The organism is Caryophanon latum (assembly GCF_001700325.1).
Taxonomy (GTDB): domain Bacteria; phylum Bacillota; class Bacilli; order Bacillales_A; family Planococcaceae; genus Caryophanon; species Caryophanon latum.
The window spans coordinates 57508-78655 of record NZ_MATO01000001.1; the positions used below are offsets into that span (position 1 = coordinate 57508).

The window sequence follows — 21148 nt, forward strand, 5'->3', positions numbered from 1 at the left end:
TCAAAACGCTAAAAAAATAGTAGCATTGAAAAATGAAAAGGTTAAATTAATAATATATTCCGATTTTTCAACATGTTTCTTCACAAATGCATCAAAAAATTAACAAGTGTATTCCACCTTACATTTTCGCTATAAATGATTAAAATACGAATGTTAAGACGTTATTTACGAACATTTTATTCGTTCATTTACGCATCATTCGGGTACGTCTGTCGTCAAACAATTTTCACATTTGAGCAATTCATCCGACAACAAAAAAGCAGGCTGCCTAAAAATCAGCCCACTTATCGTTAAATCGTTTCATCCTTCTTTAAAAAATCATAAGGTGACATATTATTCATGCCAATCATCGGATCAATTCCCGCCACCGTTTCAGTCGTTAATGCAAACTGCAATGCATCCGTTTGCTCTGTCGGTAGCATGTCATCTACACTCGCTGTTGCCGTCTCGAATATTTCCGGGTTAATGCGCATCTTTAGCGTCGTTAAGCGTTGTAAATCATCAGTGCGCTGCAAGCCTTGTACGAGGACGTCTGGCTCACCGCATAAAATTAAAAAGTTTTTCGCGCGCGTAATGCCGGTATACAGTAAATTGCGACGTAGCATTTTCGTATAGCTGCGCACGACTGGCATAATGACCATCGCAAACTCTGAGCCTTGTGATTTATGAATTGAGCAGCAATATGCGAGCGTAATTTGCTTTAAATCGCCGCGCTGATATGTCACTTCCACGCCGTCATAGCTCACAATTAACGTATCTTGCTTTTCGACCGTTTCAGACGCTTTAATAATGGAAATAATTTCACCCATATCGCCGTTAAAGACGTTATTTTCCGGCTGATTAACGAGCTGCAGCACTTTGTCGCCGACGCGGAAAATCGTCTCGCCAAACAATAGCTCACGGCGTCGTCCGTCCTCATTCGGATTGACGACAGCTTGAATTTCTTTGTTTAATGCATCGATGCCAGCTGGTCCGCGGTACATCGGCGCAAGCACTTGCACATCGCGTATTGAGAAGCCTTTTTTTAACGCACTTTGCACAACTTGTGTGACGACGTTTGCAACTTGATGTGCGTTTGCCTGAATAAAGCTTCTGTCGGACGTCTTTGCTGTAATGTTTTGTGGCACCTCATTTTTTTTAATTTGGTGTGCCATTTCGATAATCGTTGAGCCCTCTGCTTGGCGGTATACGTCCTTTAGCTCGACGGTTGGAATTTTTTTCGAGGCGAGTAAATCTTTTAGCACTTGCCCTGGTCCAACTGGTGGTAGCTGGTCTTGGTCGCCAACGAATACAACTTGCACATCTTTGTTTAATGCTTTTAGTAACTGATGCGCAAGCCACGTATCGACCATCGACATTTCATCAATAATGAGCAATCTCCCACCAATTTCACGCTCCGTTTCCTCGTCCTTTTCAAGCCCTGTGAAACCAAGCAAACGGTGAATCGTCATCGCTGGTAGTTCCGTTGATTCAGCTAATCGTTTCGCTGCACGGCCTGTTGGAGCAACGAGCGTAATCGGAAACGGCTCATTTTTTTGGGCGTAGTCGCTCGGATTAAGCGATAAACCGTGCAGCTCCGCATAAACGTGCACGAGCCCTTTAATAACGGTCGTCTTCCCAGTTCCGGGACCACCTGTTAAAATCATGACCGCTTCGTTTAATGCTGTTTCAATTGCCTCGATTTGCGTCGGTGCGTATGTCACGCCGGCACTTTCCTCAATATCCCCAATAGCGCGGCGAATTTCATCGAGCGGGAATGTCGAGTGCTGCGTATTGCGCTCAATTAAGTTGAGCACCTTAGAAGCGATGCCGACTTCTGAGTAGTAAAGCGACGGTAAGTACACACGTGTTTCCTCACCACAAATTTTACTTTCCTCGCGCATTTCGACTAGCAGCTGTGAAATGAGCTCAAATGGAATATTAACTGGCTGACTTTGCTCAAGCATTTGTTTTACGCTCGTTAATATGCTCTCCGCTTCTAAATACACATGTCCTTCCGATAATGCACCTTGTGTTAGCACATGTAAAATTGCCGCGGCGACACGGTCTTTATGCGTGCCGGTAATGCCGAGTTTTGCGCCGAGCTCATCTGCCTTTTGGAAGCCGACACCGTCCACATCTTCAATGAGCATGTACGGATTATCTTGCAGCAGCTCCACCGTTTGCTCACGATACGTTTGATAAATCTTCATGCCAAGCTGCGGACCGAATCCCCATTCGTTTAGCTGAATCATAATGCGCTCTAGCCCTAAGTTTTGCTCTAGCGTTTCGCGCAACTTTTCCTTTTTATCCTTTGAAAGGCGCGGTACGTCATCGAGTGCGTGCGGGTCCTCTAAAATTTTTTTAATGGCGTTCGTGCCGAGCTTTTGAACAATTAACTCCGCCGTTTTTCGCCCGATCCCAGTAAATAAATCGCTCGACAAATAATGAATGACCCCATGTTCCGTTGCCGGTACTTCCTTTGCAAACGTCTCAACAGCGAATTGCTGTCCATATTTCGGGTGCTGGCGCAGCTGTCCGGTAAAGCGATATACATCCTCCTCGTTTAGCTTTGGGAAATAGCCAACGACGATAATATCTTTTTCTTCATATTGTAAATTCGTCTCTTGAATACGTACGCGAACGATCGAGTACATATTGTCACTGTTGTGGAAAATCGACACAATTGGGCGACAGACGAGGAATAATTTATTTTGTTCAAATAAATCGTGAATTTGCGTCATAAAATCCCCTCCCTCGTTCGTTTTTTTGTCCATTTTATCATATATATTTGGCAATCGTTCGTTTGTTTATGTTTTTGAACTTGAATAAATATTCAAAAATTAAGATAATGTAAACATAGAGAGGGTGGAAAGTATGGAATTTAGACCTTGTATTGACTTACACGGCGGTAAAGTAAAGCAAATTGTAGGTAGCACGCTCGGTTATGAAAACAAAGAGGTTGTCGAAAACTTCGTGTCACAGCACGATTCAAGCTATTATGCAAAGCTATTTCAAAAAGATCACTTAACAGGTGGCCATGTCATTATGCTTGGTGGAGGCAATGAAGAAGCCGCAATGTCGGCGCTCGCTGCATATCCCGGTGGACTACAAATTGGCGGTGGTATTACAGCAGACAATGCGAAGCAATACATCGATGCTGGTGCTTCACACGTCATTGTGACATCTTACATTTTCCACGACGGCTTGCTTGATTTAGAACGACTTAACAAGCTAGTCGCAGCAGTTGGCAAGGAGCGCATCGTGTTAGATTTAAGCTGCCGCAAAAAGGACGGGCAATGGTATGTCGTGACGAATAAATGGACGACGTTTAGCGATTTCATCGTCAACGAGCAATCAATGAAGGAGCTTGCGAATTATTGCGATGAGTTTTTAATTCATGCAGTAGACGTAGAAGGCAAAAAGAGCGGCATGCAGCATGAACTTGTGCGCGACTTAGCACAGTGGGTAACGATTCCGACGACGTATGCAGGGGGCGTGCGTTCATTAGAGGACTTGCGCGAATTTAACGAGCTCGCAAATGGCAAGCTGCACGTCACAATTGGCAGCGCATTATCGATTTTTGGAGGCGACCTCGCATACGATGACGTTGTCGCTTATTGTGCACAATAATTTTTTCTGGAGGAACGAGCAATGAATTTAATTTATGGACATTTTAAATTTCCATTTGAAGAAACAAATTTAGAACGTATTATTGACGGCAAATATTTCAAAATCGACCGCGAACAAGTAGAAGATGAAGAAGCAATCATTGTGCATTTAGACAATGAGCGCATGCTGCTTGAGTTTTCGAAGTCATTAAAAGCAACGTGTGGGCTTATTCAAGATTGCGAAACGGCACCATACATCGAGGCAAACTTAAAGCTTGAGGAATTTGTACGCGAGTTTAATAAGCTATATAAGCTAAATGTAGAAATTCAAACGGTGTTAAAGGAAGAAGTAGCAACACCCGAAACGAAAGCACCACGCCCAGACGAAGTGGCGAAATAACGACAAAACGCTGTCCGAGTGAACCCGGGCAGCGTTTTGTCGTTTAATTTTTCTTTTGTAATAACATGTTGTAAATTTCTTGCGCCTGTAAAAATTCTGGCTGTAGCGTGAACGCTTGCTTTAAATGATATAACGCATCATCTAGCTGATCTGTTGATACCGCATATAAGATGCCTAAGTTGTAGTGCGCATCTGCGTTGTTCCAATCTTCTTCAATAACGAAATCTAGCTCTGCCTTCGCTTCTGTAAATAGCTCCATCGTACATAATAAAATGCCGTATGATAAACGAATTTGCACGTCCTCTGGTGAAATTTCAGCTGCGCGTTGCATAAACGGTAACGCTAGCTTGTAATTTTCCTCACGCTCGAAGCATTTTGCAAGCATGAAGTATGCGTCTGCCCCTTCAATGCCAGCGTCGATTGCTTTTTGGTAAAGCTTTGCCGCTTCGACAAAACGCTCACTGTTGAAGTAAAGGTTCGCTAAGCCGTAAAATGCTGTTGCCGCTTGCTCATCTAGCGTAATCGCTTTTTGGAAGAAGCGCTCTGCACGTTCTACCTCGTTCATCGTCGCAAGCAAGTTGCCGAAATTGACGTAGCCGACTGCGTTTTCTGGCTCCGCTTCAATTGCTTGTGTGAAATATTTTGCCGCATCTTCATAGCGACGTTCTTGAATTGCTTGAATACCTTGTTCGTTAAAATCCATCATTATTCCTCCATTTGAATCGGTTGAGTATTCGCCGCGTGTTGCAGCTCGCGTTCCTGGGGCTCGGCTCAAGCCTCCTCGACGCTCTCCGCGTCTGCGGGGTCTTGAGGCACGAGCTATTCCCCTAGGAGTCTCGCTGCATACGCCAAGCAACAACCATACTGCCGACTTTTAAAAACGATGTCAGCACTATATGAATACACAACCTTTTGTCCATTTGAAAAATCGGCAGAGAGTGTCCCCTCTACCGAATGTTTACCCTACGTATGTTAACGTTTCACCGTTTTTAATGACCGTATCAATTGTGCCGCCGCCGATGCACTCGTCACCGTCGTATAATACAACTGCTTGCCCCGGTGTAATGGCGCGCTGTGGCTCGTCAAACGTAATGAGCGCTGAGCCATCTTCGCGCATTTCCACCGTCACTGGTGAATCTTGCTGACGATAGCGGAATTTCGCCGTGCAGTTAAATGTTTGCGGGCGCGCTTCGTCTGTCGTAAAGCTTAGCTTCACCGCTGTTAACGCATGCGAGTACAATTTATCGTTTTCAAACCCTTGCCCAACGTATAATACGTTGCGTGCTAAGTCTTTTCCGAGCACGAACCAAGGCTCCCCGTCGCCGCCGATGCCTAAGCCGTGACGCTGACCTAACGTGTAATACATTAAGCCGTCATGCGTCCCTTTTACGTCGCCATCAAACGTTTCCATATTGCCTGGCTGTGCTGGTAAATATTGCGATAAAAATTCTTTAAAGTTGCGCTCGCCGATGAAGCAAATACCTGTTGAATCTTTTTTCTTCGCTGTCGCTAAGCCTGCTTTTTCAGCGATGGCGCGCACTTCTTTCTTCTCAATATCACCGATTGGGAACATGACGTGCTTTAGCTGCTCCTGTGATAACTGGTTTAAGAAGTACGTTTGATCTTTATTGTTGTCCACACCACGCAGCATTTTTACCGTATCACCAGTTCGGTCTACACGCGCATAGTGACCTGTCGCTAAATAATCTGCCCCGAGATTCATCGCATGCTCAAGGAACGCTTTAAACTTAATTTCCTTATTGCACATGACGTCTGGGTTCGGTGTACGACCTGCTTTATATTCTTCAAGGAAGTACGTAAATACTTTATCCCAATATTGCTTTTCAAAGTTCACTGCGTAGTACGGAATGCCGATTTCGTTACAAACCGCAATCACGTCCTCGTAATCTTCCGTCGCTGTACATACGCCGTTTTCATCTGTATCGTCCCAGTTTTTCATAAAGATGCCGACTACATCATAGCCTTGCTCCTTTAATAAATATGCGGTAACAGACGAGTCTACACCGCCAGACATGCCGACTACGACACGGATTTGTGAACGGTCTTTCGTTTCATTCATGCTATTTCACCTTTTCGTTTAGACAAAATCGCGTAAAAGGCGCGAAGTCTTTATTTACCCGAGGGCAATCCTTATTATTTCACAAGTCGCTGCACAATAGCAACTACTCGATTTGCCGCTTCTTGAATTATTTCATCTGACAGCCCTTGCCCGAAGCTAAATCGAATCGAGCTGCGCAGTTCCTCTGCATCGCTGCCAAACATGGCGACTAATACGTGCGACGGATCGATCGCGCCCGCTGTACAAGCAGAGCCACTCGACACGAGCACGCCGCTCATATCTAAATTAATTAAAAACGACTCCACGTCTGTGCCAACAAACGTCACGTTCAGCACATGCAGCAAACCTTCTTCTCCGTTGACACGGAAGTTGAGCCCTGCGTTCGTAAACGTCGTCGTTAACAGTTCGCGGTAACGTTTATACGCCGCGTTCGCCTCGTCGCGTTTTGCGATTGCTTCGTCTACTGCGACCGCAAAGCCAACTGCTGCTGGTACGTTTTCTGTGCCAGCGCGACGTTTACGCTCCTGTGAACCACCGTATAGTAAATTCACACATTTCACACCTGCACGCACATATAAAAACCCGATACCTTTAGGACCGTTTAACTTATGTGCAGACACGCTTAATAAATCGACACGCAGCGCATCGACGTCAAGTGGCACAATGCCGTATGCTTGCACTGCATCTGTATGAAACGTTGCCGTATGCGCTTGTAACAGCTCGCCAATTGCAGCGATTGGTTGAACGGAGCCGACTTCGTTATTGCCGTACATAATCGTTACTAAAATCGTATCATCTCGCAGTGCACGTTGTACGTCCTTTACTGCGACAACACCTTTTTCATTTACAGGTAAATACGTTACGTCATACCCTTGCTTTTCGAGCTGTGCGCACGCATGAAGTACGGCGTGATGCTCAATTTGCGTCGTAATAATATGTTTACCTTCGTGTTGACGAGCAGCAGCTACACCGAAAATAGCCGTGTTGTCCGCCTCTGTCCCACCGCTCGTTAATAGTATTTCGTTTGGCTTTGCACCGATCGATCGTGCGAGTGTAGCGCGTGCTTCATCGAGCGCTTTTCGTGCTGTTCGACCTGCACCGTGAATGCTTGAGGCGTTTCCATATACGTCGCGCATCGCTTCTGTCATCGCCGCAATGACGTGCTCAGACATCGGCGTTGTGGCAGCATGATCAAGATAAATTTCGTTCATTTGTAACTCTCCTTAAATATAGAACATATAACCATCGAGTGGCTCTGAATCTGTATGTGTCGCTAAATCTTCTAAGCTCGTCGTATCGAGTACGTTTTTCACCGCATCACGAATTCGAATCCAAAGCTCGCGCTGCGGTGATTCTTCCTCTTCAATGCCTTCAACCGGCTGAATCGGACCTTCTAGCACGCGAATGACGTCCGCGGCTGAAATTTCTGCTGGTGGATGTGCTAGCATGTAACCGCCGTATGCACCGCGCACACTTTTTACAAGTCCTGAGTTGCGCAAAGGTGAGACGAGCTGTTCTAAGTATGCCTCTGACAAGCTCTTTTCTGCCGCAATTTGACGTAGTGGCAGCGGTCCTTGTCCGTAATGTTTTGCTAGCTCAATCATAATCGTTAAGCCGTATCGTCCTTTTGTAGAAATTTTCATGTTCCAACACCTCAAATTTTTTATCGTTATTACCTATAAATCCTATCTCTTTTATTATAGCATAATTGATGCGCACGATGCTTTTGGCAACGCTTTTTTCAAATGTTATACTACCACATATAAAGGGGTGAGAACATGGCAATTGAACCATTACCATACCGCATGCGCCCGAAAACACTTGACGACATTATCGGTCAGCAGCACATACTCGGAAAAGAAACAGCACTGTACAAAATGATTGCCAAACAGCACGTTCCGTCAATGCTGCTGTACGGCGAGCCAGGCATCGGCAAAACGTCGATTGCACACGCCATTGCCGGCTCATCACAACTGCCATTTTTCTCGCTAAACGCCACACAAGCGGGCAAGAAGGACGTTGAGGACATTATCGTTGAGGCGCGTATTAGCGGCAAAGTGCTATTATTTTTAGATGAAATTCACCGCTTCAACAAGCTGCAGCAAGATACGCTCTTACCACACGTCGAAAGCGGCGCCATCGTATTAATCGGAGCGACGACGGAAAACCCTTTTCACGACGTTAACCCTGCTATTCGCTCGCGCTGTGGTGAAATATTACAGCTACATCGCTTAAGCGTAGACGATATGACTACTATCATCCACCGCGCGTTAGCCGACGAAAAAAATGGACTCGGACGCTATGACATTGCCATTACAGACGACCAAATCGAGCAGCTCGCCATCGCATCAAACGGCGATGCACGAAAAGCGTTAACGCTCCTTGAATCGGTATATTACGCCTCCGATGAACGAGACGGCAAAACGATTGTCGACGACGCAACAATTGCAAGCTTAGCGAAACGAATCGGCGTATACGGTGACCAGCAAGGCTCGCACTTTTATAATTTATTATCGGCATTACAAAAATCGGTGCGTGGTAGCGATGTCGATGCAGCACTTTATTATTTAGCGCACTTGCTCGAAAGCGGTGATTTAACCGCTGTTAATCGGCGCCTGCTCGTGATGGCGTACGAAGATGTCGGACTTGCGAACGCTCACGTCGGATCACAAGTGCTTGCCGCCGTTCAAGCGAGCGAGCGACTTGGCTTACCAGAGGCGCGCATTCCGCTAGCAAACGCCGTCGTGCTCATGTGCTTAAGCGAAAAATCCAATTCTGCTTACAAAGCGCTCGATGCGGCAATTGAAGCGATTCATAGCGGCAAAACCGGCGATATTCCGCTTCATTTACGCGACACGCATTACAAAGGCGCACAAAGTCTCGGTCACGTCGGCTACGAATACCCGCACAATCACCCAATCGGTACATTCGGCGGCTGGGTCGACCAACAATATTTACCCGATGTGCTCGTCGGTACGCATTTTTACACACCTGTTATTGCCGGTGAGGAAAAGCGACTCGCGACGATTTACGAGCGCCTGCAGCAATTTAAAAAATAAAAATAGGCTAGAGGGCTTCGATCGCCTTCTAGCCTATTTTCATCCAACATCGAATTTATTCACCGTTTGCGCTAAGTTGCGAATGACTAAGCCGCTGCGATCGGTTTCTCTTTGCACGCGCTGCATAATTGCAAGCATCTCCTTCATCGCCTGCTCAACATTTGTCGCGGCACGTACATTTTGCTCACTGCTTGCCGCGATGCTTTGGACGATGTCGCGCATTTGCTCGGTCGCTTGCTCACTTTGCCCTTCATGCGACATTTGCTCAAGTACGTGCTGCACTTCCCCGATGTAGCTCGCCCCGCGCTCTACTTCTACTGCACTATGAATAATCGCTTGCTCGACCGCAAACGCATTGCCTTCAATTTGGCGCAGCGTATCGTCAATTTCTGTCGTCGCACTTTTCGTCTCGTTAGCGAGCTTGCGAATTTCCTCTGCTACAACTGCGAAGCCTTTGCCGTGTTCGCCTGCTCGTGCCGCTTCAATCGACGCATTTAATGCAAGCAAATTCGTTTGATCCGCAATGGCGCGAATGGATTCCACAACGCCTTCAATGTTGCGTGATGACTCCGAAAAATCTTTCGTAATGAGCTGTGCTTCGGTTACTTCCTCTACAATCGTCGTCATTTTATCGTTAATGTTTGCTACTTGTCGCTGTGCATCGACTAAATGCTGCATCGATTGCTGCTCGAGCTGATCCATCGTCGCTCGAATTGTATCAATGCGGCTCATCGCCTCGCGTACATCGACGAGCTGCTGTCCCATCGCCGCAAACATTTCCTGCACTTCCGTTTGCACATGCGCAGATTGCCCTTCCACTTGTGACGTTTGCTCATGCAGTACGACATTTGTTTGCAATACGCGCGTCGTCGTTTCCTTCACTTTCGCAAGCAAATGATTTTGCGAATCGACGAAATTGTTTACCCAGCGCCCCATCATGCCAATTTCGTTGCGCGTCAGCATATCTTCTGGAATCCGCCTCGTTAAATCGCCGCCACCTTCCGCAATTTGCTGCACTGCTTTTGTCATCGTACGCACTTGCTCGACAATCGGCTTTATACGACGCTCGATAAAAAAATAGCCACCGAGCATCACGTATAAAAAGTTCACAAGGAGAATGCCGATAGCTGGCATATTTAAATCGGTCATAAGCTGAAATAGCACGACGTTCGTTAACATAAATGTCATAAAGCTATATCCGAACGTTAAGCCGATTGAGCGCGTGCGGTACACTTCCGCTAAATCAGCCTCGCACATCATGCCCCACACATCTAAGCTATGCGGCATTTGAAACGTTACCCCTTTGCCGACGACCGGAATGTGGCGATAATCGGCGTAACCTGGAAACGTTACCTGTAAGTTTCCACCGTTCGCAATCGTATTAGCGACACCTGAATGTAGCTCGTTCGTCGCCGGGTCCGTAAAACGAATTTCAAACTCTGTATGGCACTCAATTTTCACCGTGCCCCATTCTTTCGTCTGCACGCCCGCTTTTAAGTTCTCCCCAAATGAAAACGACGCATCCTCAAAGCGACTGCGTGATAGCGCCGTCCCTGGCAAAATCGTCCGATCAAAAAATGGTCGAATCATGAAAATGTAATTATCTCCTGAGTCAGAAAAAATATGCCCTGCCTCACGCTGAATTAAATCGCCCATTACATCATTTGGTACGCGTGCAATAAGCAGCATCGTCACTTCACCGTTTTCGATCATTGGTTGAATAAATAAAAGCGTTACTGCATCGTGAAACATCGAAGTACGGCGCCCAATTTCCTCCGTCCACGAATCAATAAACGGCCCGTACAATAGCGGCTTCTTCGTTTTCCACACTTCCTCAAGCGCTTGACGATACACACCACCGTTATACGCTGTGCCGATATGTTGCGCATAGCTCGATGCAAAGACGACGCCTTGTCGATCGAGTAAAAATAATTCCGTAAAATATGTACTGCGATTTTTCGAATGTTGTAAATAGTCGTTATACGCCGATTGCTCTACATATTGCAGTTCCTCAGTACGGCTTTTTAGCGACGCCCAACGATCGTCTGCCCATTCTGTTAATACATTCACGCGATTTTTCGCAATGCTTTCAAATAGTTCCTCATGCTCGCCAATGCTTCCGCGGTTCAACATTGACGAAACCCATAGCGGTAATCCCTCTTTCCATGATAGCCATCCAAACTTCCCCATGCGCACCCCTTCTTCCATTGCAATTCATCGTTCATACAGTTAAGTTTATGGATTCAAGTGATGTATTTCAACAAAATACATTTGTATGTCACATGTGGAAAGAAAGTTGTATACGCTTTCAATGAAACGCTTTATCACAATGATTACCGTAAAAAAATATTTTTATCCTCACATAAAGATGTAAGTAAAATGCCATTTTCTTCACATATTCGATAACAAGCGTGTTGATTAGCCATTCAACTGGCAGTTCGCGTATGGCGGCTCGCTTTGTCTCTGCGATTACTCGAGACAGAAAAACATGTGCTCCTGCGGTTACTCGTCGCAGATAAATTCCTGGGGCTCGGCGGCGAACACGATGTTTGTCATGAAGGTGGTGCCACATGGACGTGGCGTTCATCACCTTCCTCAAGCCTCCGCACCGCTCCTACGTCGCGCTTTACGGGATCTTGAGGCACGAGCTTTTCCCCAAGGAGTCTCGCCGCACGCTCCATGCCACTACAATACTGCCTTCATCTCATTTTTGCTACTGAAAACAACAGATTCAGCTGTATAAAAATGGCTAATCAACAGACCTGATTCGATAATAGTTAACATAACTAACAAAAAACGACCCTTGAAAAAAGGATCGTTTCGTTGCTTATATTAAATATTTAATAATGTAGTCTAGACATTGTGATTGAGAGAAGTTTTGTGCTATTGCTTCATCATGTAAGTTGATTGTTGTTTCTTCACCTTGCTCTTCTTTAAATGCACGGTATTGCACAGCCATATCCTCTAACACTTCTTCGTTTACTTCTGTATTTTTATTTGGCAATACAAACGCACTCACCACGAATAAGCGATCAATTTCTTCATTAGAGCCGCGCCCTAACTTCCACATCGTATACGCTTTAAAATGTGCAAGCTTCGATACAAGCCCCGCATAAAGAACCCAATATGTATTGCTCGGCGGTGTCTCAAGCCCTTTTTCTTTTAAATAACGCTGTAAAAACTGTAGTGCCTCGTCTAATTTTGGCGCGATCTCTTTATATGCTTGCGCGTAATTTGTCGACGTGTCGATATGGTTGAATACAATCTCATCTACTTGTCCTTGCATCGCTATAATGTCTAATTCCGTTAACTTTGATTTTAAGTTCATTTATTCATCCCCTTATCCTTCTCTTTCCCCTACCCTCATTATAGCAACGACAATCTGAATAGTCGCTCATTTTTCGAAAATAAGGCAAAATTGTGAATAAAACATAGAAAAAGGTCATTTCATTAACATTTCTTGCAAATAACTACTTTTTTATTTCTTTTTTATTCCAATTAATAATGCATAGTAAGTTACTATTTTTTGTACAAAAACTCACTTTCTATTTCTTTCGGATACGTCAAAAATTCACCGCCTAAACAACGTAGCAGCAATGATTTTGAACAGTAAAACACCCAATCAACTTTTTTAACCCAATCATTAAAATTTACTATTTCACTGCATATAATTTCCTTTTTAAATAAAACACGTGCCATTTGCGTCGTTTCATCCGAAAATGAATACGCTTTCTTCACTGCGTCATATTGCGGCTCACAAACGTAATATGCATCGAATACATGAATGCGCTCAGCTGCTACATCAATCGCAATTTCGACTGTTGCCAACTCGTCCATTAAGTTGCCCCCTGTGTACATTAGCTTAAAATAAGTGCTCATCATCTCATCCTCCAGTAAAAAAGCTGCACTCTCGTCTCATTCGACGTCGAGTACAGCTAGTTGTTATCCTTGCACGCGCGTAATTTTCACGTCTTTTAAAATCGTGTTTATCACCCAGCTTGCCGCAATTAAGCCTGCAACTGATGGGACGAACGCATTTGATGACGGTGGTAGCTGCGCTTTGCGAATGTCCGCTTCAGGCTTGCCTACGTATTGTGCAACGTCTGGACGCACAACGATTGGCGATTCGTCTGAGAACACAACTGTTATTCCTTTTTTAATGCCCTCTTTACGCAGCTTCGTACGAATAACTTTTGCGAGCGGGTCCGTATGCGTTTTTGAAATGTCGGCAATTTGGAAACGTGTCGGATCCATTTTGTTTGCCGCGCCCATGCTTGAAATCATCGGAATGTTGCGCTTTAAGCATTCCTTCATAATATGAATTTTGTAAATAACCGTATCACTCGCATCGATGACGTAATCAATGCCTTGTGCGAAAAATTGCTCATACGTTTCTTCTGTATAAAACATATGCATGTCGATTACTTCACATTCAGGGTTAATATCGGCGATGCGCTCTTTCATGACACCTGACTTTGACTTGCCAACCGTTGATAAGTACGCCACTAGCTGACGATTAACGTTCGTAATGTCGACGTTATCTTTATCGACTAAAATGATGCGACCGATGCCGCTGCGTGCGCAAGCCTCTGCTGCGAACGAGCCAACACCGCCGACACCTAAAATTGCAACTGTTTTATTTTTTAACTTCTCAAGCCCTTCTGTTCCGATTGCGAGCTCGTTACGAGAAAATTGATGTAACATGAATGTCATTCCACCTTTAATTATAAATGCGCAAAAATTTGCATCGTTAAAAATATAACTAAATTTATCGGAATTAGCAAGCGACATTATCGCAATGAAAAAGGGCGCCGAATTACTCGGACGCCCTAACGTTCATTATTTTACTGCTACTTTTAATTGTAAGTCTGTATAAATGACAACGTTTGGATGATTGTTTAATACCGATACTGGTACTTCTACTGTTACATCGCCTTCTACTAGCGCTTGCATTGCGTCACGCTTGTTTTCGCCACATGCAATTAAAATGATTTCCTTCGCATGTAAAATTGATGCGATGCCCATCGTTACAGCGTGTGTCGGTACTTCGTCTAGCGATGCAAAGTAACGTGCATTTGCCTCGCGTGTTGAAGGTGTTAATTCGATTACGTGCGTTTCGCTATCAAATGACGTGCCTGGCTCGTTGAACGCGATGTGCCCATTTTCACCAACACCAAGTAATTGAATGTCGCGCTCGTTTGCTTTTAACATGTTCTCATATTCACGTGCAGCGGCTGTTAAATCTTCCACATCACCAACTGGTACGAATGATTTTGAAAATGGCTTCGTGTTGAATAATTGTTCGTGCATGTATGTGTAATAGCTATGCTCAGACTCTTTCGGAATGCCTGCATATTCATCTAAGTTAAAGCTTGTACATTGTGAAAAGTCTACGTCGCTATTGCGTAAATTTTCGTATAACGGCTCCATCGTACCACCTGTTGCTAAACCGAATGTGCGTGCACCGTTTGCCACTGCCTCTTCAAAATGCTTACTTGCTGCTTTATAAAGCTCCTCACGATTTTCAAAATAACGGATTTCCATTTTTGTTCGTCACTCCTAATAATTAAGTTCATATATGCATATGTACATTTGTATGTTGTTTATAATAGCTTACATGAACATGTTCGTACATATTTTTTTACGTGCATTTTTATACTTTTTTTATCATTTTGTAACGATTTCGACATATAATTTGCCTCGTTCGACAATTTTCTGTGTACCTCGCAGTGCATAGCCACCTTTTTTGTCACATTTTGGTGTTAGTTTATAGGATCTTCGCCAAAAATCTGTTCTTAACCGTTCTTCCATTTCGGCAGACGCTTTTCACGATGGTTAACATGATGTTGGTCAAAAAAGCGTTGTCGCATGGACGCGACGAGTTTATCCTTTATTCTTTCGATTTTCCACTCGCGCTTTTCCTGCTGGAGTCCGCCTGTTGTTTCGAGCCTCGTTCGTATTGTAAATTTCACTCACCTTGTATATAGATACAAAAGTTCAATCTCTATAGAACTAGTTTGTACAAACAAAAAAACTCACAAGCGCCGAAGCAATTGTGAGCTTTCACTGAAAAGGACGAACCACAGCTTACTTACCCCTCGCTAATTTTGAACCCGCTCGCTAGCAGGTGGGTGTCCGCACGGCGATATTAAACTTCCCGCTCCAATGGGGCATGCTCGCTATCAGCACAAATGTTAGACTCCCTATGTCCAAATGTTCGGTCAAATAATACACGAGAGTTTGGTGTATAAGTAAGTGTGTTTCGTATTACCGTTATATTATCACAACATATTTTAACTTTTCAACTAAATGCGCGAGTTTTCTAAAAAATGAGACAAAAGACTTCGAATTTATACATCTTTTATGAAAGCGCATTCAAAATAATGCCTTTTGTCGATTGACAATACCGAAGATGCTGTACAATCTGTATGAATAAAACGATCTGATTCAACGATAAAAAGCTATGCTAACAGTCAAAATCGACTATTAGCACAGCTATCATATATGATTATTTACGAGCTGTTGCGCTAATGCGTAAGCTTAACTCGTCTAATTGTGCTGGTGATACTTCTGATGGTGCTGCTGTTAATAAGCAAGAAGCTGTCGCTGTTTTCGGGAACGCGATTGTATCACGTAAGTTCGTGCGACCCGCAAGTAACATGACGAAACGATCTAAACCGAACGCTAAGCCGCCATGTGGAGGAACGCCGTATTCAAACGCTTCTAATAAGAAACCGAACTGCTCTTTTGCTTCTTCTTCAGAGAATCCTAAAAGCTCGAACATTTTGTTTTGTAACTCTGGCTCGAAAATACGAAGTGATCCGCCACCAAGCTCGTAACCGTTTAACACGATGTCGTATGCTTGTGCGCGCACTGCTGCTGGGTTCGTATCCATTAACTCGATATCTTCATCGAATGGGCGAGTGAATGGGTGGTGAGCCGCGTAGTAGCGACCTTCTTCCGCGTCGTATTCGAATAATGGCCAGTCAACGATCCATAAGAACTCGAATTTCGACTCGTCAATTAAGCCGTGTTCTTTACCAAGTTTTAAACGTAATGCGCCAAGTGCGTCATGTACGATGTTCGCTTTGTCAGCGCCGAATAATAATAAGTCGCCAACTTGTGCGTCCATGCGCTCGATTAATGCAGCTGTTACTTCATCGCCGAAGAACTTCGCGATCGGTCCTACTAAGCCTTCTTCTGTTACTTTTAACCAAGCTAAACCTTTTGCTTTGTAGATCGCTACAAAGTTTGCTAACTCGTCAAGCTCTTTACGCGTAAACGTATCTGCACCGCCTTTGAAGTTGATTGCTTTAACAACGCCACCATCTTCAATTGCACCTGTAAATACTTTTAACGTCGTTTTTTCTGCAAGGTCAGATAAGTCAACAAGCTCTAAGCCGAAGCGTACATCTGGCTTGTCTGAACCGAAACGATTCATCGCTTCTGTGTAAGGCATACGCTTAAATGGAATTTGTACGTCCACGCCTTTTACGTCTTTCATTACCGCTTGAATTAAACGCTCGTTCATTTCTAAAATTTCATCCATTGACATGAATGATGTTTCGATGTCAACTTGCGTGAATTCTGGTTGACGGTCTGCACGTAAATCTTCATCGCGGAAGCAGCGTGCGATTTGGAAGTACTTCTCGAAGCCGCCGACCATTAATAATTGTTTAAATAATTGTGGTGATTGTGGTAATGCGTAAAACTCGCCGCCGTGTACGCGAGATGGTACTAAATAGTCACGTGCGCCTTCTGGAGTTGATTTCGTTAAAATTGGTGTTTCTACTTCTAGGAAATCTTCGTTTTGTAAAAAGTTACGAATTGTGCGTGTTACGTCAGAGCGCATTTTGAAAATATCGTACATTACTGGACGACGTAAATCTAAATAGCGGTATTTTAAACGTAAGTCTTCGTTTACTTCTACATCATCTTCAATTGCAAACGGTGTTGTTTTTGCTTTGTTAATGATCGTTAATGTGTCTGCTACTACTTCGATTTCACCTGAAGCGATGTTCGGATTTACTTGGCTTGGGTCACGTTTGATCACTTTACCAGCAACTTCGATTACGTATTCAGAGCGAATTTTATCTGCAAGCTCTAACGCTTCTTTGCTGTTGTCGCCGAATACGACTTGTACGATACCTGAACGGTCGCGTAAATCTACGAAAATTAAACCACCTAAGTCGCGGCGTTTTTGTACCCATCCTTTTAATACTACTTGTTGTTCGATTTGTTCTAGCGTTAAATCGCTAGCAACGTGTGTGCGTTTAGCCATTGTTGTTGTGCTCCTTTTGTTATTATTTATCAAGCGTGTTGACTAGCCAGTGAACTAGCAGGAGCGTATTACGGCTCGCTGCCACTGATATACAGCATTTATTTCAGCATGGTGACTAAAAATCATGAATTTCACTGTATATAAATGGCTAACCAACAGATATGATTATTTATACGTTTTTAAGAAAAATCTCATCATCTGTCAATCCATTGCGCTTATCTAACACATAACTCACTAAGTCAGCGAACGCTGTTTTTTGCTGCTCACCTGTCGCCATCGTTTTCACGTTCACTGCTTGCTCCTCTAACTCTGACTCACCTAGTACGATGACGAACTGCGCGTTTTGACGGTCTGCTGCCTTCATTTGCGCCTTCATTTTACGGTCTAAGTAATCCATTTCAGCTGTAATGCCTGCTTTGCGGAACTGTGCAACAAGCTCGACTGCTTTTGCCTTCGCTTCTTCATTCATTGCGACAACGTACATGTCTAATTGATTTTCCGTTGCGATTTCGATACCTTTTACTTCAAGCGCAAGAAGTAAACGCTCAATCGACATCGCAAAACCGATACCAGGAGATTCTGGGCCCCCGATATCTTCTACTAAGCCATTGTAGCGTCCACCGCCACAAAGCGTCGTAATCGAACCGAAGCCTTCACCTGTAATCATAATTTCAAACGCCGTGTGATTGTAGTAGTCTAAGCCACGTACTAAATTCGGATCGACCTCGTACGGAATGCCTAAAATGTCTAAATATTTTTTCACATCGGCAAAGTACGCTGCTGAATCGTCCGTTAAATAGTTCGTTAATGCGGGTGCAGATGCCATTGCTGGGTGCTTTGCATCAACTTTACAATCGAGTACGCGCAGTGGATTTTTTTCTAGGCGGCTTTGGCAATCTGCACATAGCTCGTCCTTCACTGGTTCAAAATGTGCAACAAGTGCGGCGCGGTGTGCTTCACGCGTTTCTTTATCCCCTAATGAATTAATAACTAGCTTTAGCTCCGTTAAGCCAAGTGCTGTATAGACGTTCATCGCAAGCGCCATCACTTCAGCATCAATGGCAGGGTCTTTTGAACCAATTGCTTCTACGCCAAACTGTACGAATTGGCGATAGCGACCTGCTTGCTGACGCTCATAGCGAAACATTGGACCTGTGTAATATAGCTTTACAGGTTGATCGGCATTGCCAAACATTTTATGCTCAACGTATGCGCGCACTGCTGCGGCTGTTCCTTCTGGGCGTAGCGTTAATGAGCGTCCACCTTTATCTTCAAACGTGTACATTTCCTTTTGCACGATGTCGGTTGTGTCACCTACGCCGCGCTGGAAAAGCTCTGTTGATTCAAACATCGGCGTGCGAATTTCGTTGTAGCGGTAAACGTTACATAGCTCGCGAATAACTTGCTCGACCTTTTGCCACTTTTCTGACTGACCTGGTAAAATATCTTGTGTTCCTTTTGGTACTTTAAAGCTCATCGCTTTCATCTCCTTTATTTTATTGAATAGCATTGACGGCATATCGCGTTGCTTTTCACTTCGAGGCAGGCTTTCCGCGGGCTCGGCTCAAGCCTCCTCACCGCGAGCGGTTGCGGGGTCTTGAGGCACGAGCTTTTCCCGCTGGAGTCCGCCTCTCGCTTCAAGCAACTTCCACTTCGTCAGCCGCATCTGTCAATGATAAATGGAGCACATTCATACGCTAAAACGTAAAAAAGCTCCCGTCTCTAGCGTACTAATACGCTAGGGACGAGAGCGACATATGTGCTTCCGCGGTTCCACCCTAGTTGACATCATAATTGCTGAATGCCCACCTCAATTATCGAATAACGGTCGATTGCCGGTTTCCCCTACTAAGTGTTGCTCTTTTCGAAAAAACGCCTCTTGAGTGTTATTCATTTTCACATGCTTCGGAAAAGATTTCAGCCACGTCTTTTCTCTCTAATAACCACATTTGTGTAAAAACTACTCGCTCTGTCATCGGCTCTTTTATAGTAATTACACCTTATGTTAATGATGTGACCGTGCATTGTCAACTTAATTCGCTAAAACAATGAAAAAATGATAGATTTCTCTTTAAATTTACGTCTATTTAAAGGTATACTTTTAAAGGAACGTAAACATGGTCTACACATAAAAGGAGGTATGACATGCAAAGGATTTTTTTACTCCTTCCGCTTGTTGTTCTACTTTCTATACTTGCACCGTTTAGCAGTTCAACGACAGAAGCAGCAGATGATTTAATCGTAGGCGTAAGTGAAGTAAATTTACGTAGCGGCCCTGGTCTTTCCTACGATGTCATTGCTTCTTTACCGCGTGATGAAGTATTAACTTCATTGCAACGTCAAGGCGACTGGATTCAAGTTTCAACTGGTGGACGTAAAGGTTGGGTCGCTTCATGGCTCGTCGTTGCGAACACGAACAAAAGCAGCGATACGTCGAGCACGAAAAACGGCACGCAAATCGCTGTCTCACAAGTTGATAACTTAAACATTCGAGCTGACGCGGACATTTCCTCTAGTGTACTCGGTTGATTACCTGCTGGCGGTCAAGCAGTCGTATTGCAAGAAAAATACGGCTGGCTTCAAATTGACTACAACGGTAAAAAAGGCTGGATCGCTAAGGAATATGTTTCGCTTAAAACATCGGCTGAAAAACCAGCAACATCTGCTGCTGGGCTAACATTTACCGTGCAAGTCGATTTATTAAACGTGCGCGAAAGCTCGTCGTTAAAGTCAAACAAGCTGACAACGATTAAACGAGGACAAGTATTTAACGTATTAAAACAACAAGATTTATGGATTCAAATTGAGTACGCAGCTGGCAAAAAAGGCTGGGTATACAGCTTTTACGGTGCGCTTTCTGAAGGTGGCAATGTAACAGAAGGCAGCAATGTAACCGCTCAAAAAGCCGACAGCAAAAGCGTTCAAACGATTTACAACGGCACAAATTTACGTACTGGTCCGTCAACAAATCATGCTGTCGTAGCACGCATTGATGCTGGACAAACGTTAAAGACAACTGGCGAGGAAAACGGCTGGTATAAAGTAACGTATAACGGACAGCCTGCATTTATCTCATCAACAGTCGTAAAATCTGCAAACGCTTCGTCATCTAGTCGAGGCGGCGCATTAAGTGGCTTAACGATTGTCGTTGACGCAGGACACGGAGGACACGATGGCGGTACGGTCGGCACACGCAACACGTTAGAAAAGCATTTAAATTTAGAAGTAGCATCCAAGCTTGCCTCTAAACTGCGTGCAAATGGCGCAAACGTCGTGTTAACTCGTGATTCGGACACATACTTATCATTACCGACACGCGTTTCAATTTCACATCAATACGCAGCAGATGCAGTTGTGAGCATTCACCATGATGCCCATGCAGATCGCTCTGTACGAGGCTTCACGACATATTATTCTAATGATTTTCAAAAGCCTTTAGCCGACGCAATTAATGGTGGCTTAAAGCAACAAATTACACTACCTAACCGCGGCACGCAATACGGCGATTACTACATTACACGCGAAAACACACGCAGCGCTGTATTAGTTGAGCTTGGTTATTTATCAAATGGCAGCGAGGAGCAAATTTTGCGCTCGAGCCAATTCCAAGAGCAAGCTGCTTATGGATTATATATCGGTTTACTAAACTACTTTAAATAATAACATCGCGTGACGAGCTACATATGAGCTTTCACACAACAAAAAAAGAGGTGTTTGCAGCAACACCCCTTCTCGATC

General features: G+C 44.3%; 17 protein-coding genes, 1 other RNA gene and 1 other annotated feature. Of the genes, 5 read left to right on the forward strand and 13 right to left on the reverse strand.

All coding sequences use genetic code 11. The annotated features are described in order from the left end of the window. Positions 1–290: 290 nt before the first annotated feature. On the reverse strand, positions 291–2723 hold the full coding sequence (recD2, locus tag A6K76_RS00285; RefSeq protein ID WP_066460978.1) for an SF1B family DNA helicase RecD2: 2433 nt from the start codon (positions 2721–2723) through the stop codon (positions 291–293). Positions 2724–2856: 133 nt separating this feature from the next. On the opposite strand from recD2, the gene hisA reads away from it, so the two are divergent. Both hisA and A6K76_RS00295 read left to right on the forward strand, forming a co-directional pair. Next, on the forward strand, positions 2857–3612 hold the full coding sequence (gene hisA, locus A6K76_RS00290) for a phosphoribosylformimino-5-aminoimidazole carboxamide ribotide isomerase (protein ID WP_066460979.1): 756 nt from the start codon (positions 2857–2859) through the stop codon (positions 3610–3612). Positions 3613–3633: 21 nt separating this feature from the next. Next, positions 3634–3990 (forward strand): hypothetical protein, encoded by a 357-nt coding sequence (locus A6K76_RS00295; protein ID WP_066460980.1) that lies wholly within the window; start codon positions 3634–3636, stop codon positions 3988–3990. A gap of 43 nt (positions 3991–4033) precedes the next feature. Here A6K76_RS00295 and A6K76_RS00300 read toward each other — a convergent pair whose 3' ends face one another. The 4 genes from A6K76_RS00300 to cymR all read right to left on the reverse strand — a co-directional run bounded on the left by A6K76_RS00300 (position 4034) and on the right by cymR (position 7713). Further along, a complete protein-coding gene (locus tag A6K76_RS00300) occupies positions 4034–4693 on the reverse strand; it encodes a tetratricopeptide repeat protein (protein ID WP_066460983.1) in 660 nt (219 codons plus the stop codon). 255 nt (positions 4694–4948) lie between these two features. Next, positions 4949–6070 (reverse strand): tRNA 2-thiouridine(34) synthase MnmA, encoded by a 1122-nt coding sequence (mnmA, locus tag A6K76_RS00305; RefSeq protein WP_066460985.1) that lies wholly within the window; start codon positions 6068–6070, stop codon positions 4949–4951. 74 nt (positions 6071–6144) lie between these two features. Beyond that, the gene (locus A6K76_RS00310; protein WP_066460987.1) at positions 6145–7281 is read right to left on the reverse strand and encodes a cysteine desulfurase family protein; all 1137 of its coding nucleotides are present in this window, start codon (positions 7279–7281) and stop codon (positions 6145–6147) included. A 12-nt stretch (positions 7282–7293) separates the two neighbouring features. Next, positions 7294–7713, reverse strand: a complete 420-nt coding sequence (cymR, locus tag A6K76_RS00315; protein ID WP_066460989.1) for a cysteine metabolism transcriptional regulator CymR — start codon at positions 7711–7713, stop codon at positions 7294–7296. Positions 7714–7848: 135 nt separating this feature from the next. Here cymR and A6K76_RS00320 point away from each other — a divergent pair, with 135 nt between their 5' ends. Continuing rightward, positions 7849–9129 (forward strand): replication-associated recombination protein A, encoded by a 1281-nt coding sequence (locus A6K76_RS00320; RefSeq protein ID WP_066460991.1) that lies wholly within the window; start codon positions 7849–7851, stop codon positions 9127–9129. A gap of 39 nt (positions 9130–9168) precedes the next feature. On the opposite strand, the gene A6K76_RS00325 is transcribed toward A6K76_RS00320, so the two are convergent. The 8 genes from A6K76_RS00325 to hisS form a co-directional block, all read right to left on the reverse strand. Further along, a complete protein-coding gene (locus A6K76_RS00325; protein WP_066460993.1) occupies positions 9169–11319 on the reverse strand; it encodes a methyl-accepting chemotaxis protein in 2151 nt (716 codons plus the stop codon). A 637-nt stretch (positions 11320–11956) separates the two neighbouring features. Continuing rightward, positions 11957–12457 (reverse strand): hypothetical protein, encoded by a 501-nt coding sequence (locus A6K76_RS00335; RefSeq protein ID WP_066460996.1) that lies wholly within the window; start codon positions 12455–12457, stop codon positions 11957–11959. Positions 12458–12648: 191 nt separating this feature from the next. Further along, positions 12649–13008 (reverse strand): hypothetical protein, encoded by a 360-nt coding sequence (locus A6K76_RS00340; RefSeq protein ID WP_139108620.1) that lies wholly within the window; start codon positions 13006–13008, stop codon positions 12649–12651. A gap of 63 nt (positions 13009–13071) precedes the next feature. Beyond that, positions 13072–13833, reverse strand: coding sequence for a tRNA threonylcarbamoyladenosine dehydratase (locus tag A6K76_RS00345; RefSeq protein ID WP_066461000.1), 762 nt, complete (start codon positions 13831–13833; stop codon positions 13072–13074). A 135-nt stretch (positions 13834–13968) separates the two neighbouring features. After that, positions 13969–14673: a glucosamine-6-phosphate deaminase gene (locus A6K76_RS00350; RefSeq protein ID WP_066461002.1), complete on the reverse strand. Its 705-nt coding sequence runs from the start codon at positions 14671–14673 to the stop codon at positions 13969–13971. A 534-nt stretch (positions 14674–15207) separates the two neighbouring features. Continuing rightward, a non-coding RNA gene (ssrS, locus tag A6K76_RS00355) (6S RNA) lies at positions 15208–15391 on the reverse strand. 246 nt (positions 15392–15637) lie between these two features. Beyond that, entirely contained in the window at positions 15638–17410 is a 1773-nt protein-coding gene (gene aspS, locus A6K76_RS00360; RefSeq protein WP_066461003.1) for an aspartate--tRNA ligase, read from the reverse strand. A gap of 169 nt (positions 17411–17579) precedes the next feature. Next, positions 17580–18887 (reverse strand): histidine--tRNA ligase, encoded by a 1308-nt coding sequence (gene hisS, locus A6K76_RS00365; protein ID WP_066461005.1) that lies wholly within the window; start codon positions 18885–18887, stop codon positions 17580–17582. A 260-nt stretch (positions 18888–19147) separates the two neighbouring features. Further along, positions 19148–19395 (reverse strand) — a binding site (T-box leader). Between the two features lie 160 nt (positions 19396–19555). Between hisS and A6K76_RS16380 the strand changes: the two genes are divergently transcribed. Both A6K76_RS16380 and A6K76_RS00370 read left to right on the forward strand, forming a co-directional pair. Next, positions 19556–19939: an SH3 domain-containing protein gene (locus tag A6K76_RS16380; RefSeq protein ID WP_083995151.1), complete on the forward strand. Its 384-nt coding sequence runs from the start codon at positions 19556–19558 to the stop codon at positions 19937–19939. Between the two features lie 27 nt (positions 19940–19966). Then, positions 19967–21070 carry an N-acetylmuramoyl-L-alanine amidase family protein gene (locus A6K76_RS00370; RefSeq protein WP_083995152.1) on the forward strand — a complete coding sequence of 368 codons (1104 nt, stop codon included), beginning with the start codon at positions 19967–19969 and terminating at the stop codon, positions 21068–21070. The last annotated feature ends 78 nt before the right edge of the window (positions 21071–21148 follow it).

Coding starts and splice junctions, on each gene's coding strand:
- aspS (WP_066461003.1), bottom strand. CDS start 17,410: ATGGCTAAACGCACACACGTTGCTAGCGATTTAACGCTAGAACAAATC.
- A6K76_RS00300 (WP_066460983.1), bottom strand. CDS start 4,693: ATGGATTTTAACGAACAAGGTATTCAAGCAATTCAAGAACGTCGCTAT.
- recD2 (WP_066460978.1), bottom strand. CDS start 2,723: ATGACGCAAATTCACGATTTATTTGAACAAAATAAATTATTCCTCGTC.
- A6K76_RS00320 (WP_066460991.1), top strand. CDS start 7,849: ATGGCAATTGAACCATTACCATACCGCATGCGCCCGAAAACACTTGAC.
- A6K76_RS00350 (WP_066461002.1), bottom strand. CDS start 14,673: ATGGAAATCCGTTATTTTGAAAATCGTGAGGAGCTTTATAAAGCAGCA.
- A6K76_RS00335 (WP_066460996.1), bottom strand. CDS start 12,457: ATGAACTTAAAATCAAAGTTAACGGAATTAGACATTATAGCGATGCAA.
- A6K76_RS00310 (WP_066460987.1), bottom strand. CDS start 7,281: ATGAACGAAATTTATCTTGATCATGCTGCCACAACGCCGATGTCTGAG.
- hisA (WP_066460979.1), top strand. CDS start 2,857: ATGGAATTTAGACCTTGTATTGACTTACACGGCGGTAAAGTAAAGCAA.
- A6K76_RS16380 (WP_083995151.1), top strand. CDS start 19,556: ATGCAAAGGATTTTTTTACTCCTTCCGCTTGTTGTTCTACTTTCTATA.
- A6K76_RS00325 (WP_066460993.1), bottom strand. CDS start 11,319: ATGGGGAAGTTTGGATGGCTATCATGGAAAGAGGGATTACCGCTATGG.
- A6K76_RS00345 (WP_066461000.1), bottom strand. CDS start 13,833: ATGTTACATCAATTTTCTCGTAACGAGCTCGCAATCGGAACAGAAGGG.
- mnmA (WP_066460985.1), bottom strand. CDS start 6,070: ATGAATGAAACGAAAGACCGTTCACAAATCCGTGTCGTAGTCGGCATG.
- A6K76_RS00295 (WP_066460980.1), top strand. CDS start 3,634: ATGAATTTAATTTATGGACATTTTAAATTTCCATTTGAAGAAACAAAT.
- A6K76_RS00340 (WP_139108620.1), bottom strand. CDS start 13,008: ATGAGCACTTATTTTAAGCTAATGTACACAGGGGGCAACTTAATGGAC.
- cymR (WP_066460989.1), bottom strand. CDS start 7,713: ATGAAAATTTCTACAAAAGGACGATACGGCTTAACGATTATGATTGAG.
- hisS (WP_066461005.1), bottom strand. CDS start 18,887: ATGAGCTTTAAAGTACCAAAAGGAACACAAGATATTTTACCAGGTCAG.